General features: G+C 30.1%; 17 protein-coding genes, 1 tRNA gene and 2 pseudogenes. 2 read left to right on the top strand and 18 right to left on the bottom strand.

Annotated elements, in window-relative coordinates; translation table 11 throughout:
* Window positions 1-8 precede the first annotated feature (8 nt).
* The 15 genes and pseudogenes from acpP to ACWUD1_RS03560 all read right to left on the bottom strand — a co-directional run bounded on the left by acpP (window position 9) and on the right by ACWUD1_RS03560 (window position 10,456).
* Window positions 9-236, bottom strand: coding sequence for an acyl carrier protein (gene acpP, locus ACWUD1_RS03630; protein WP_472756932.1), 228 nt, complete (start codon window positions 234-236; stop codon window positions 9-11).
* A gap of 37 nt (window positions 237-273) precedes the next feature.
* Window positions 274-456 carry a 50S ribosomal protein L32 gene (gene rpmF, locus ACWUD1_RS03625; RefSeq protein ID WP_472756449.1) on the bottom strand — a complete coding sequence of 61 codons (183 nt, stop codon included), beginning with the start codon at window positions 454-456 and terminating at the stop codon, window positions 274-276.
* A gap of 50 nt (window positions 457-506) precedes the next feature.
* On the bottom strand, window positions 507-1,004 hold the full coding sequence (coaD, locus tag ACWUD1_RS03620) for a pantetheine-phosphate adenylyltransferase (protein ID WP_472756931.1): 498 nt from the start codon (window positions 1,002-1,004) through the stop codon (window positions 507-509).
* A 5-nt stretch (window positions 1,005-1,009) separates the two neighbouring features.
* Complete coding sequence (locus ACWUD1_RS03615; RefSeq protein ID WP_472756448.1) at window positions 1,010-1,555, bottom strand: hypothetical protein; 546 nt, start codon at window positions 1,553-1,555, stop codon at window positions 1,010-1,012.
* Between the two features lie 162 nt (window positions 1,556-1,717).
* The gene (locus ACWUD1_RS03610; protein ID WP_472756447.1) at window positions 1,718-1,978 is read right to left on the bottom strand and encodes an EscU/YscU/HrcU family type III secretion system export apparatus switch protein; all 261 of its coding nucleotides are present in this window, start codon (window positions 1,976-1,978) and stop codon (window positions 1,718-1,720) included.
* Window positions 1,975-2,832: a hypothetical protein gene (locus tag ACWUD1_RS03605; RefSeq protein ID WP_472756446.1), complete on the bottom strand. Its 858-nt coding sequence runs from the start codon at window positions 2,830-2,832 to the stop codon at window positions 1,975-1,977. Before ACWUD1_RS03605 ends, ACWUD1_RS03610 begins: the two co-directional genes overlap by 4 nt.
* Window positions 2,810-3,172 (bottom strand): 50S ribosomal protein L19, encoded by a 363-nt coding sequence (gene rplS / locus ACWUD1_RS03600; protein WP_472756445.1) that lies wholly within the window; start codon window positions 3,170-3,172, stop codon window positions 2,810-2,812. The genes ACWUD1_RS03605 and rplS overlap by 23 nt, the downstream gene beginning before the upstream one ends.
* The gene (gene trmD / locus ACWUD1_RS03595; RefSeq protein ID WP_472756444.1) at window positions 3,150-3,869 is read right to left on the bottom strand and encodes a tRNA (guanosine(37)-N1)-methyltransferase TrmD; all 720 of its coding nucleotides are present in this window, start codon (window positions 3,867-3,869) and stop codon (window positions 3,150-3,152) included. Before trmD ends, rplS begins: the two co-directional genes overlap by 23 nt.
* The gene (rimM, locus tag ACWUD1_RS03590) at window positions 3,866-4,366 is read right to left on the bottom strand and encodes a ribosome maturation factor RimM (protein WP_472756443.1); all 501 of its coding nucleotides are present in this window, start codon (window positions 4,364-4,366) and stop codon (window positions 3,866-3,868) included. The genes trmD and rimM overlap by 4 nt, the downstream gene beginning before the upstream one ends.
* Window positions 4,367-4,369: 3 nt before the next feature.
* Window positions 4,370-4,618, bottom strand: coding sequence for a KH domain-containing protein (locus tag ACWUD1_RS03585; RefSeq protein WP_011772630.1), 249 nt, complete (start codon window positions 4,616-4,618; stop codon window positions 4,370-4,372).
* A 9-nt stretch (window positions 4,619-4,627) separates the two neighbouring features.
* Window positions 4,628-4,882, bottom strand: coding sequence for a 30S ribosomal protein S16 (gene rpsP, locus ACWUD1_RS03580; RefSeq protein WP_472756442.1), 255 nt, complete (start codon window positions 4,880-4,882; stop codon window positions 4,628-4,630).
* A complete protein-coding gene (gene ffh, locus ACWUD1_RS03575) occupies window positions 4,879-6,228 on the bottom strand; it encodes a signal recognition particle protein (protein WP_472756441.1) in 1,350 nt (449 codons plus the stop codon). The genes rpsP and ffh overlap by 4 nt, the downstream gene beginning before the upstream one ends.
* A gap of 61 nt (window positions 6,229-6,289) precedes the next feature.
* Complete coding sequence (gene badR / locus ACWUD1_RS03570) at window positions 6,290-7,498, bottom strand: host adaptation transcriptional regulator BadR (protein ID WP_472756440.1); 1,209 nt, start codon at window positions 7,496-7,498, stop codon at window positions 6,290-6,292.
* Between the two features lie 295 nt (window positions 7,499-7,793).
* Window positions 7,794-9,806, bottom strand: a complete 2,013-nt coding sequence (gene fusA / locus ACWUD1_RS03565) for an elongation factor G (RefSeq protein WP_472756439.1) — start codon at window positions 9,804-9,806, stop codon at window positions 7,794-7,796.
* Window positions 9,807-9,932: 126 nt separating this feature from the next.
* Window positions 9,933-10,456, bottom strand: a pseudogene (locus tag ACWUD1_RS03560) (Dps family protein).
* 70 nt (window positions 10,457-10,526) lie between these two features.
* Between ACWUD1_RS03560 and ACWUD1_RS03555 the strand changes: the two are divergent.
* Both ACWUD1_RS03555 and ACWUD1_RS03550 read left to right on the top strand, forming a co-directional pair.
* Window positions 10,527-10,971: pseudogene (locus ACWUD1_RS03555) on the top strand (CAP domain-containing protein).
* Window positions 10,972-11,023: 52 nt separating this feature from the next.
* Window positions 11,024-11,097, top strand: a tRNA-Val gene (locus ACWUD1_RS03550).
* Between the two features lie 178 nt (window positions 11,098-11,275).
* Here the strand turns inward: ACWUD1_RS03550 and mvk are convergent.
* From mvk to mvaD, 3 genes are read right to left on the bottom strand one after another with little or no spacing between them, the layout of a single operon-like run.
* Window positions 11,276-12,172, bottom strand: coding sequence for a mevalonate kinase (gene mvk, locus ACWUD1_RS03545; protein ID WP_472756438.1), 897 nt, complete (start codon window positions 12,170-12,172; stop codon window positions 11,276-11,278).
* Window positions 12,173-13,126 (bottom strand): GHMP family kinase ATP-binding protein, encoded by a 954-nt coding sequence (locus ACWUD1_RS03540; RefSeq protein ID WP_472756437.1) that lies wholly within the window; start codon window positions 13,124-13,126, stop codon window positions 12,173-12,175.
* On the bottom strand, window positions 13,117-14,055 hold the full coding sequence (gene mvaD / locus ACWUD1_RS03535; RefSeq protein ID WP_472756436.1) for a diphosphomevalonate decarboxylase: 939 nt from the start codon (window positions 14,053-14,055) through the stop codon (window positions 13,117-13,119). The genes ACWUD1_RS03540 and mvaD overlap by 10 nt, the downstream gene beginning before the upstream one ends.
* Window position 14,056: the final 1 nt, after the last annotated feature.

Genomic DNA, 14,056 nt, shown 5'->3' with positions numbered 1-14,056 from the left:
CTTAATATTCAATCTTTTTTCTTTTCAATAAAGGTTACAACATCTCCTATAGTCTCAAATTCACTAGCTTCATTTTCTGGAATCTTATCATCAAATGCTTCCTCAAGTAAATACAAAAGTTCATAAATATCAAGACTGTCAGCACCAAGGTCCTCTACAAATCTAGATTCCATAGTAATTTCATCTTCCTTTTTATCAAGCTGCTCTGATATGATAGATCTAACTTTTTTAAAAATTTCACTTTAATCCATAAATAAACATTCCCCATTAAAACTACAATTCTAATTCTAAATATTGACTATTTCGATAATAACCACACTTAGCACATACTCTGTGCCTTATTCCAAGGTTACCACAATTTGAACACGCCTGCAGCTGAGGTATTTTTTTTCTCATATTTATACTGCGCCTTGTCCTACTCCTAGCCTTTGAAGGCTTAAATTTTGGAACAGCCATGCTTTGTCTCCTTAAATACAAACAAACGTATCCTAATAATATATATATTATTAGGATAATTTGTCAATAAATTTAGATTGTAACTTCTTCTGCACTAACTTTGGAACAAAACTTGAAAGGTCAAATTTTTTATTCTTTATTAATTCCTTAACAAGGTCTGACCTCACAAACAAATACTTATCATTACTTGGTAAAAACACCGTATCTACTAAAGAACTAAGCTTATTGTTAATAACATATCTCTCAAATTCAAACTCAAAATCATGAAAAGCCCTAACGCCTCTTACAATAAAACCAATACCATTCTTTAAAGCATAATCCAAAATAATTCCATTATATCTATCTACAATAATTTTTGACTGTCCTAGAGACGCAATAACCTCAAATACAAGCTCATACCTCTCATTATCGCTCAGCAAATAATTCTTTGCACTATTATTGGCAACAAGAACAATTACCTTATCAAAAATCAAAGATGCTCTCTTAACTAAATCAATATGTCCCCAAGTAATAGGATCAAATGAACCAGGAAATAATGCTACCCTCATCATAATTAATAAAATTTAAGCCCCTTACTCATATCTTGAAGAATCTTTTCTCGCCAAATAGGACGACTCTCTAAATTCTCAAAATTAATTTCTTTAATTATCTTAAAAGATAAATTATTTCCTCTAACAGATTTATCAATAACAAAAAACTTACCAATGCCTCCATACACTAAATTTTCATTTTTCAAAAGTGCATTCTCAGACCTTACCTTCTCAATGGCACAATCAAAATGCACAGGACTATCTTCTCCATTAAATGGCATAGACATACAAAAAATAATATCCCTGATCTGCTTTTCACAAATAGGACATGTTCCTTTAAATTTTATGCGGGATCTATATTCTTTATTAAAATTTCTTTGTCTATTATGTCTATTATTCTTGTGGTTTTTTTGGTCATTAGGAGTATCACCTAAAGACTTACTCCCATTAACATTTGTAACAATATTTTGTTTCTTAATCTCAGACTTCGCTTTTCTTATTCTCCAATAGGGTACTTTGTTACTCTTTCGCAAATCATTGACACCAATTTTATTTCGATCAAATTTCAAGACTGTCTCCTTTAATTACATTAAATAAATAAGTAATTTATCCTTTCTTATAATTAAACACAAAATCAAAAAACATCTTACATGATTCAGAATCAAAATCACATACTCATAAGACCGATTAATAGCTATTTATTTATTCTAAAGCTTACATACGTATACTACTCATAACTTTTTACCTTTCAATTCATACACAACAGATAAAATCTGCGCAATTATTTTAAAATATTTAGAATTAATAAAATCACCCTCATTAACTAAAAACAAGCTCTCAGACAAATGTTTATCTTTCACAATAGGAATATTCTCTTGGATGGCAAGCTCTGTTATACGCAAAGCTCTCTCCCCTTTAGCCTTAGCCAAAACAACAGGTGCTGGAAATTCGATGTCATATTTAATTAATAATGCTAATTTTTCTTCGCTCATACCTTATAGTTAATGTTCTTCATGACCATTACTTTACAATCAAAATCTTCAAATTCTTGAACAGAATCCACTACGTTTATATTAATTATATTAAAACAAAAAAGCAAATTCTTGAGCTTTTTAATAAAATTACTGTCTAAATTAAAATCTGCATATACCTTTAAGTCAAAATTAGAATCCGTATTATTAATCTCACAAATAATTTTTTCTTGTTTATTGAAAAAATAAACGAAACTCCACTTATAAAGAATTTTTAAATCTTTACAAATAAATAAAAATAATAAACCATTGCTTTCTTGAAATTTAAAAGGAATTGCAATAATAAAATTGTTACCGTTTTCAATAAAAATTGGAAATTTATTATTTTGTTCCCTTACGCTTGCTCTACTTCCAAAATAATCATAAATTTGCATAAAATCTTGCTCTTCTATTCCTTGACCATGCAAAGATAAAAGAAATTTTAAAATAAATTCATCTTTTATATTGTCATAAACTCTCTCAAATAATTCCTTAGAATCTCTCTCTAAAAAATTATTCCCTAATTTAAAAATTAATCTATTACCGCTCTCAAATAAATCTAAATCTTTAAAAAAAGAAGTATAATTAATATGAATCAAGAAGTTGCCTGAAATACTAGCCATTTTAGCAGAATAACTAAATCCGACTTTTAAAGGCAAGCTACTCTTTATTTCAAAATAATTATCTAAAAAAAATACAAGCCATTTATTTGCACCAATAGATTTAATAACTTTCAATCTTCCATGCAAATCATTTAAATTCAATAAATTCAAATGAAAATTTTTTATTAAAGCAACTTTAGATAATTGAGCATTACTTAAGTTTCTTAATGTCAAGACGTTCCTTTACCTTCATAGCAGCTTTACCGATCCTATCTCTCATATAATAAAGTTTAGCACGCCTTACCTTTCCTCGTTTCAAAACCTGAACTTTATCTATAATAGGTGAATGCATTGGAAAAATCTTTTCAACTCCAATACCTGCAGAAATTTTTCGAACTAAAAAAGTTTGTCCAATGCCTTTATTTTGAATAGATATAACAAGACCCTCAAAATTTTGAATCCTCTCACTAACTCCTTCAATAATTTTATAACTAACACGTACAGTATCCCCTATCCTAAAACCAAAACTTTCTGTCCTCTTCCCTTGAGTTTCAATTTTTCTTATTAAATCCATTATTTTCTCCTCTCATTTCCAAATATTTAAGGTACAAATCATTTCTATTTTGCCTTGTTTTTTCAACAGATTTAATAAATCGCCATTTTCTTATTTCCTCGTGATGACCTGATAAAAGCACATCAGGAACCTTCAATCCTTTAAATTCATAAGGCCTAGTATAATGAGGATATTCAAGTAAACCACACTCAAAATTGAAAGATTCCTCACGCAAAGAATCTGGATTTATTACACCATCTAACAATCTATATACGCTATCTATTATAACAAGGGCAGCAACTTCACCTGAAGATAATATATAATCGCCAACTGAAACTTCAAGATCAACGTACAAATCAATCACGCGCTGATCAAGCCCTTCATATCTTCCACAAATTATAACAAGTTCACTCTTTTTTGACAAGTCATAGGCCAAGTTTTGAGTATATTGCAATCCAGATGGACTTACAAATATCGTAGTTTTTGACTTTGCATTTACGTGCTCAAGAGCAGCAGCAACAGGTTGAGCTGTTAAAACCATACCTACGCCTCCACCATAAGGAATGTCGTCACACCTTTTATGTTTATCTGTAGAAAAATCACGGATAGATACAACTTCATAACTTATGATACCTTTATCTATAACCCTTTTCATTATTGAATTTTCAAAAAATGGGGTAATGATTGAAGGAAATAGAGAAAGAATTGTAATCTTCATCTTAAGAGATCTAATACCTTAAGCTCAATAGTTTTAAGTTCCCTATTGATGTCCCCAAGATACACATCTAAAAAGGGTATAAAAAAAAACTTACTACCAACCTTGACTTCAAGAAGAACTGATTTTGCACATTCGCAAAAAGATACAATAACTCCTAACTTTTTTCTATTATTAACAATCTTATACCCAATAAGTTCTCCGAAATAATACTCGTCTTCTTCCAATTTAGATGCAAATTCATCATTTACCCATAATTCGAAACCGATTAAATTCTTAATGAATTCAGGAGCATTAAATTCTCTAAATTTTAATAACAATGAATTCTTTATTAAAGATATATCCTCAACATTAACCTCAATTGAAGAGCAACCGTCTTTCCTTAGAACTAATTTATTACCTTTTAGACAAAAAAAATCATTAAAATCATTGGATATGCTCTTAACTTTAGCATATCCATTAATTCCATAAGATGACAATATTATGCCCTTTACAAACATAAATTAATCCAAAATTTCTAACTGTACTCTCCTATTTGTTTTTGCAGCACAAGCACTAAGAAGCGTTCTAATAGCCCTTGCAATGCGACCTCTTCTTCCAATGATTTTACCAACATCATTTGCAGAAACTCTTAATTCCAAAATAGTTGATTTCTCACCTTCAACTACATTCAACTTAACCTCATCTCTCTTATCTACAAGAGATTTTACTACAAATTCTATAAGCTCAATTTCGTTACCATATTCTTTCATTAAGTCCTCCTAACTCTCAACTTTATTAAAATTATTTTTAGTTAAAATCCTCTTAACCGTATCGCTTGGAATAGCTCCCTTCTTGATCCAACCTTTCAATTTCTCTTCATTTATTTTGACTTGATTTTGCCTTTCAACAGGATGGTAGTACCCAAGCTCTTCAATAGCTCGTCCATCTCTAGGTGAAGCAGAATCCATTACTACAATTCGATAATAAGGTCTCTTTTTTGCCCCCATCCTTTTTAATCTTATCCTAACACTCAATCTACAATTCCTCCTTTACCTCCCAAAAGAGATGTTATCTTATTTTGAAAGCTTTTATTTTTCATCCTTTTCATCATTAAAACTGTCTGTCCAAATTTTTTAATAAGTTTATTTACATCAAAAACCGTTGTCCCACTTCCCAAAGCTATTCTTTTCTTTCTTGAAGGACTAGTTAAAATGACAGGATTTAATCTCTCCTTTTTAGTCATAGAAAGAATAATTGCCTCTTCTCGTTTAAGTTCTCTTTCATTAATATTACGACCCAACATTTCTGATGAAACGCCTGGCAACATCCCCATCAAATTAGAAATTCCACCCATATTGCGCATATACTTAAATTGATTTAAATAATCTTCAAAATTAAAACTAACCTTTTTAAGTTTTTCTTCAAGTTTTAAAACTTCTTCCTTATCTATAACACTCTGGGCTTTTTCAACAAGACTAACGATATCTCCCATGCCAAGAATTCGTGATGCGACTCGATCTGGATAAAAAATATCAAGATCCTCAGGTTTCTCCCCAACCCCAACAAACTTAATAGGAGCTCCACAAATAGTCTTAAGTGACAAAACTGCACCGCCTCTGGCATCAGAATCAAATTTTGTAAAAATTACACCTGTAATCCCAACCTTTTCATTAAATTCTTTTGCAATACTTGCAGCAATCTGACCTGTCATCGCGTCTGCAACTAATATTGTTTCCGTAGGAACCACAGTATCTTTAATTTCTTTTATCTCTTTTAATAATAAATCTTCAACCTCCAGACGCCCTCTAGTATCTATTATTACAGTATCAAAGAGTTCTACTCTAGCATACTCAATAGATTTCTTTACAACCTTAATAGGATCACCTTCATCTTCAAGAACAAAAACAGAAATACCAATTTGCATACCTAAAATTCTTAATTGCTCAATTGCTGCTGCTCTAAAAGTATCTGCAGCAACAAGAAGAACTTTTCGATTCTCCAATTTAAGTCGCATAGCAAGCTTTGCACATGTTGTAGTCTTCCCAGAGCCCTGAAGTCCAAGCATCAAAATGCACGACAATTTATTAACAGGATTTAAAATCAGCTCAGAATGCTTATCGCCTAAAAAATTTACAAGTTTATCATTAACAATCTTAATAAATTGAGACTTGGGATCAACATTCTTTAAAACCTTAATTCCTTTTGCCTCTTCAACAACAGAATTTACAAAACGTCTTACAACTCTTAAATTAACATCAGCTTCAATTAAAGCATTTTTAATAGTGTTAACGGACTCTTCAATATTTTTTGCATTTATCACAGCTTTGCCAGAAACATACTTGACAAAGTCTCTAAAACCTGCACCTAAACCCTCAAACACCAAAAATCACCTTCATTTGTAAAAAAATCCTACAAAGTATACAATACAAAAAAAGGAAACATTAATCAATATCTCCTCCTGTCAAATAGAATTTATTGAAAATAACACTAGAAGCAGGGCCCACAACAGATACTTCAGTATCTAGAGAACTAAGCTTTAATATTATTCTCTCTTTATTTAAGAGCTTTATTTCTTCTTTTAATAAATCAAAAAAACTCTTAAGTTTAAAACTTTGTCCATAAAGTACTAAATAATTAAAATCAAGAACCCTTTGAATATTAATAATAACTATTGCCAAATATCTAACCGTATCTCTCATTATCTTATGTATAAATTCATATTTATCATGAAGATCAAAAATATCATATATAGTAACTTTTTTAAGTCTACCTTCATATTTATCATAAAGTTCAGGTATCTCTCCATTCATAAACTCTTTTGAGATCAAACGTTGAAGTGCAAAATTAGATATCAACATATTAACACAACCTTTGTTTCCACATGTAGGACAATTTTTCTCTCCTCCATAATCAATAACCATATGACTAACCATACCTGATTTATTATTAAATCCAGAATAAACATTACCATCAGACCAAATAGAGAGTTCTGCTGTATCTGTATAATCAAAAAACATGATATTATCCACATTTTTACCCATAAATTCAGCAAGGGAAAGGTTTTTGACATAACTCTCAAGATATACCGTAAGTGAAAAATACTCTTCTAATATAGCCTTAACAGGCACATCTTTTTCAATCCATGCACCATGGCTATCATTAACAATTCCAGATTCCTTATCCTTAATAATGCCAGTAATACTAAATCCTAGTCCAATAAATTTATCCCTTGAAAAATTATGTTTCCAAATAATTTCAATCATATGATCTTTAATTTTTTCCAAAATTTCATAAGCACTAACTGGTGGTTCGAAAGAATAAGTCTCACTTATTAAAACCTCACACTTAAGATTTGCAATTCCTATCTGAAAATAATTACTTGAAATAATTACCCCCATTGAATATGCAAAATCTTTATTAATATCAAGAAGTATTTCTTTTCGTCCATGCTTTTTAATATCTGATTCCTTTGAACCAACCTCAACTAAAATATTTTCCTTGATCATATGGTTAGTAAGAATCGTTACAGCCGCATTTGTCAATAATAATTTACGGGCCAAATCTGTCCTTGAATATTGCATATTCTTTAAACTAAGGAGTATTTTTTTTCTATTACCGCCTCTAATTGAAACCATATTCTCACCCTGCATAATATAACCCCCTTTATTTTTAAAATAAAAAAATATTAATAATAAGACATAATATCAAAAAATCACCTTAATATTCTAGTAGCACTTATAGGACAAAAACAATCTTTTTTAATAATAAAAAATAACTTGCATTTCTTTATGATTGAAATAATCCAACAAAGTATTAAAATCAAAATTTTAAAACCAATTAACCAAAGATCAAAATATCAAAATTTAAAAAAAAAGAAAAAATATAAACACAACTACTTCAAAAGAAAACCTACACACAAATCAACTTCAAAACATCCCAAGCCTGTTATTCACACTTTTCTTTAAAATACGAAAATTCCATAGTAAAAACTCCTCTGCCTTTAGTAGCGCTTCTTAAAACAGTAGTATATCCAAAAAGCTTCTCAAAAGCTGCCTCAGCCTTTATTATTTCGTACTCCTCAACATTGCTAATAGAATGAATCATGCCACCAACAAAATTCAATGTAGAAATAACTTCCCCTGTATATTCAATAGGTGTTTTAATCTCTAACATCATTATCGGTTCAAGCTTAATAGGATTTGCTTTTCTAAAAAATTCATTAAAAGCAAGCCCTGCTATTGACTCAATAATAGACTCATTAACCTTGGATTTATCACAGTCCAATAAGGTAATCTTAACACCCACATCAACAATTGGGTATCCAATAATTCCACTTAAAAAGGCAGAAGTAATGCCTCTTAATATCGCGGCTTTAAATAAAGGGGAGTCAATATCACATTCAAACTCTACTTTATGTCCTTCCCCCCTTGCCAGAGGACTAACAATCATCCCAATTTTTAAATTCAGTCCCTTACCTGCAAACATATTGTCAAATTCAAACACATCATTGACTGTTAAACTTAAACTTTCTCTATAGCTTACCTGAGGCTTTCCCGTATAAATATTAAGTTTAAATTCATCTTTTATCCGCATAACAATAATCTCAAGATGTAACTCACCCATTCCAGATACCAATAATTGACCCGTCTCTTTACTTTCTTTATAACTAAATGTAGGATCTTCTTTGGCAATAATTTCAAGAACTTCTTTAAGTCTAGCATCATCCGATGCTCTCTCTGGCTCAATAGATATTAGAACAACTGGCTCTGGAAATACTAAAGATTCAAGCACAATCTCATTTCCTTCTTCAACAAGAGTATCTCCTGTTATAGAATGCTTAAGCCCAATAATTGCCCCAATATCCCCCGCTTTAACCTCATCAATCTGTTCATTCTTATTTGAAAAAACTCGAAAAATCCTAGTAAATTTTTCACGCCTATTCTTAGAAACATTAATAATTTTCTTAGACGAATTAAGCTCTCCTGAATATACCCTAATAAAATAAAGATGAGAAGAAATTGCACTAAAATATTGAACCTTAAATACAAGTGCAGACAACTTTTGATCTTCCCTAGGATCAATTAATACATTTCTATCCGTTTTTAAAGAATAAGCATTGATTTGTTTTTCAAAAGGATTTGGAAGATAATCCACAATTGCATCTATTAAAGGTTCTATACCAATATTCTTAAGACTAGTTCCCATCAGAACAGGAATAACAAAACCACCAATAGTACATCTTCTAATCTCTTCAATCAGAAGAGAATTATCAATAACAGAATTTTCAAGAAAGAATTCAGTAATTTTTTCACTAAAATTACTAATAGAATCTATTAAATTTTCTCTATAAATTTTAACATCTTCAACAAACTTTTCACGAACCGCATCCTCAAGCACAATAGGTTTTCCATCTTTAAATTCAAAATGTAATTCTTTATTACGAATAATATCTATAACTCCTTCAAAATTATTTTCACTCCCAATTGGAATTTGTAAAACTATCGGAACTATACCAAATTTAATTTTTATATCTTCAACTACTTTGAAAAAATTAGCTCCCATACGATCCATCTTGTTGATGTATGCAATTCTTGGAATACTATACTTTGATGCTTGCCGCCAAACTGTTTCAGTTTGCGCCTGAATTCCATCAACAGCACTAAAAACTACAATACCACCATCAAGAACACGAAGAGATCTCTCAACTTCAGCTGTAAAATCAACATGCCCTGGAGTATCAATAATATTTATTTGATGATTCTTCCAATAACAAGTAATAGCAGCAGAACTAATTGTAATACCTCTATCTTGTTCTTGTGCCATCCAATCAGTAACAGTATTGCCAGAATCAACATCACCTATCTTATGAGTTTTACCAGTATAATATATAATTCTTTCCGTAGTAGTAGTTTTTCCAGCATCAATATGTGCCATAATTCCAATATTCCTAATTTCCATAAAGTCCTCAAATATCATAAAAGCTATAGCAAAATCTATAGCTTTATTCAATTAAATCATAATTATATGATTCATTAAGACATACAAAAATAAATTACTAAAAATTATTTTTATAATATCATAAGTTCAAGGTTTCTCACTACAACACTTGTTCTTATGAAATGAAAACGCAACATTACTTAACAAGGATCTATACATCCATAAATATTTCTCAAAAGAAACAATAATATCATCTAAAATATTAGCTGTTCCATAATCAGATGTGCTATCAATAAAAGATCTAATTTCAGACATATTTTCAAGAATATCAGTAAGGTTACAAACAATACTATTAATTGAATTCTCAAAATTTGAAGTGGTATCTACATCAATTTCCTTAATAAAGGATTTTTTACCAAACTCAGAACACCTAAATTCAGAGTCATATCCAAGTGCTCTAATCGTTCAGCTATAATATCAATAACTTCTGCAACATAATCATAAAGCTCTTCTGTTTTTTTATGAATCACAAAAAAATTGATATCCTTTATATTCCAATGAATACCCCTTAAATTAGCATAAAAAATATGAAGCCCAGCTAATAACCCTTGTAATTTTAAATTTATTTTATCTAAATCATCCCTCTTCAAATAACTTAAATGATCTTCCATACTATCTCCTCATAGTATAATTAGATATATGTAATATTAATAGTAATATTGTAGTATAATTAAATATATTATGCAAAAGAATCTCATTTTTATTATTCTCATTTTCACAAGTCAATGTTCACTCTTAAGCACAAATGAAGACTTAAGGCTTCTCTACTCATCAATTCATAAGTTAAGGAATAATTTGAATTTAAAAGAGCTAATAATAGAATCACACTCTTGAAACGGTTGCAAAAGAATATGCAATAAATCTTCACAAAAACAATGTACTAACTCATACACTTTTTGGAACAACTCCTATGCAGAGAGTCGAAAAGTATGATAAAAATTTTTATAAAATAAGAGAAATTCTAGCATCAGGACTTGAGGTTGAAAATGTAACTGATGCCTGGCTTCAAAGTCCCAAACACAAAGAAGCCCTTTTAAACAAAGATACGAGCAAAATAGGGGGATATGTACTAAAAACACAGGACAAAAAAAACATATTTGTAGTTTTATTCGGGGAAAAATCTTAAATAAATTGACATAAATCAAATTTATTTTATATAATAATCTCCGGTGTTAAGCGGGCTCATAGCTCAGTTGGTCAGAGCGCCTGCCTTACAAGCAGGATGTCGGGGGTTCGAATCCCTCTGGGCCCAAAATTGTCTTATCAACGTTTTCAAAGCATATTATCCACTTTTAACAGCAAAAAATAAAAATAGATTAAATCATTGAATCAAAAAATTCATTCAAATCATCATAAAAGTATACATATAAATACACCTTTATAAAAAAGTTTTTCCGCAAGAATATTCTAAGCATAATCTCTTACTCGGATCAGCATTTAAATATTTTAAGTTTAAAAATCAAATCAATATTATTTCTATCCAAGTCCTCACTCAGTTTTTCCAAACACAGATTAGCTTCATTTTTACCTTGAAAAAGCAAAACAAAAGCCCCACCCCTCCCAGCACCACTCAATTTGCCAGCAAGGGCTTTAAGTGTCTTGCCTCTCTCTATTATATAATCAAGTTCCTTTGAAGACACACCTAAGGAACTCAAATAACTATTTGCAATATTCATATTATTTGCCAATAAAGTAATATCTCGTTTAGAAAAAGCAATATAAGAATTTTTAGTAATAAGGCCTAATTTTTCAATAATTTCAAATTGACGATTATCCCGGGATATTCTGCAATTCAAATCAGATATTATATTATTTGTTGTACATTCCCTTTTAACTGCTCCAATCAAAAAATAAAATTCACAAGAAGATATTCTTTGATGAGTCAATATGCCATTTTTGTTTTCCAAATAAAAAATTCCATCTAGCTCAACAAGTAAAATATCCATACCAGAAGATCTACCGTGAAAAATATTTTCAATTTCTCTTGCCACCAAAATCTTATTATAAGATTTATATTCATTATGACTTACAATATATTCAGCAAAACATAAACTAAGACTGGCTGACGAACCAAATCCTAATCCAACCGGAACCCGAGAAAATATTGAAAATTCAATAGGTTTAACTTTCTTAAATCTATTATTAATAAAATGTATTACCTCATCTATTTTTAAAGAAGGGGGCCCTAAGTACTTCCAGGAATCAGAAAAAGTATAAACTAGATACATATTAAGAAAAGGTATCGTAGCACCAATTACTGGAAAACCATAAACAGCGCTATGTTCTCCTAAAAACAATATTTTAGAAGGTTTTTTAATTATAAACATTTACTGAAACTTAACACCATCTAAATCTAAATTTATTGGTTCAATATTAAATTGTTTAAAAACTTCAAAATTTGGTCGGTAAACTAAAAAAGTTTCATTTCCAGCACCCAAAGCCTTAATCAATACACATTCATGTTCAAGATAAGCAAGATTTAAGGGCAAAGCAGCAGAAATACCTATCTTTCTACCAATTTCCAATCCTATACCTTTTGCCAACCTTAAACCAGATAACAAATAATCAGAAGAGTTGGTAACATTAAGAATAACTTTTTTCATTACAATATTAACATCTCTTATAAAATTCATTAAAGAAACCCTATGCTCATTATATTGAATAATTGAACTGGTAGTCTTAACTGAACTAGGGCCTTGCATTAAATAAAAATCGTTAAAACACATTTTTCCTAAAAGTTCATACTTAGGAAAATTCCCCCCCTGAAACCGAATAACACCTCCAAAAAGGCTTGTAGCAACATCATATCCACTACCCATGCCCCCTTGAGCATACCTGTAAGCTTCTAAACAATACATAAAAATTTGATCTTTAACAAGACAATTACTACCAACTGATATCAAAAAAATTCCACATACAATCCCAACAGCAACAACGGCACTTGAACCAAATCCTTTTTTCACGCCATTACTCAAAAAAAAATTACTTGTATCAATATAAACATCAAAGAATAAATCTTCTAAATTAGAAAAATATCTCTGTTTTAAATATCTAAATATCTTAAACACAAACTCATTATCGTCTTCCATTAAAGTAAAATTATCAGACTTATTCTTTTTGGAAAAAAAACGCCAAGAATTACTCCGGTTGTTACTTCGTTTAAAAGAAAAATAAGCTCTCTCTTTGATAGCAATTGAAAGTGCGAAACCATCTTCCTCTAAAATAGAATATTCACCCATCAAAAGTAAATTTCCAGGTACTGAAAAATTCATTACATCCATTCCAAACCACTTCCAATCTTTGAAACAATAAAATTAATATTTTCAAAATTACTAGTAAGTTTACTTAAAACTAGTTCCAAATCTTTCTCTAAACACAATATCTTAACCTGAGGTCCAGCATCCATCGTTTCAAAAACAGAAATACCTTTATTCCTAAGCTCGGAAATATATTTTATTAATTCTATAGTATCATTCTTAAAATAAATAATGGAAGATGATAACATTAAAGCAAACATACACTGATAATTTTTTATAACAGTAAGACCAAATCCATGAAAATCTCCTCTTAAAAAACAAGATAAAGCTTTTTTGTACATATCCCTACTAGACTTAATCCAAGCATCCCAATAAAATTTTTCTTGCTTGCAAATCTCCATAGCAACTCTTGAAGAAATTTCTTTAACACTACTATCAACTATAGCAAATATTATTCGCAACTCATCAAAGCAATTGCCACTGATTAATTTAAACGAATGCTTAGAGCCTTCTTTTAAAAATACAAATCCTCCATAAATGGCTCTTGATGCTGAAGCTGAACCTATTCTAGCAAGATCTGACGCTTTTTGATGAGAATATTCATCAAAATATTTTAAAATACAAGCAGCAATAGATGCAAAACCAGAACTTGAACTTGCAAGTCCAGCAGCTGTTGGAAAGTTGTTTTCACTAATTACTTTAAACCTGACATCTGGCTTATTTAAGATTTGTCTTGCATAATTAAAAAAATTAATTTCCCTTTCTGACAATACCACAGACTTTGAATTCAAAATTATTTCATCCTTATATGACAATTCAAGCTCACTTATTGAATAAAACTCATCAATACTTACAGCAATACTTGAAGTAGCTGGTACATTTAAAAATTTATCTTTCTTGCCCCAATACTTAATTAACGCCAGACTAGGATTAACCTTGCATCTAATCTTCACA

It is taken from the genome of Borrelia tillae (assembly GCF_055693965.1).
The sequence above is the reverse complement of the archived record's forward strand: the minus strand, read 5'-3'. Positions and strand labels throughout refer to the sequence as shown.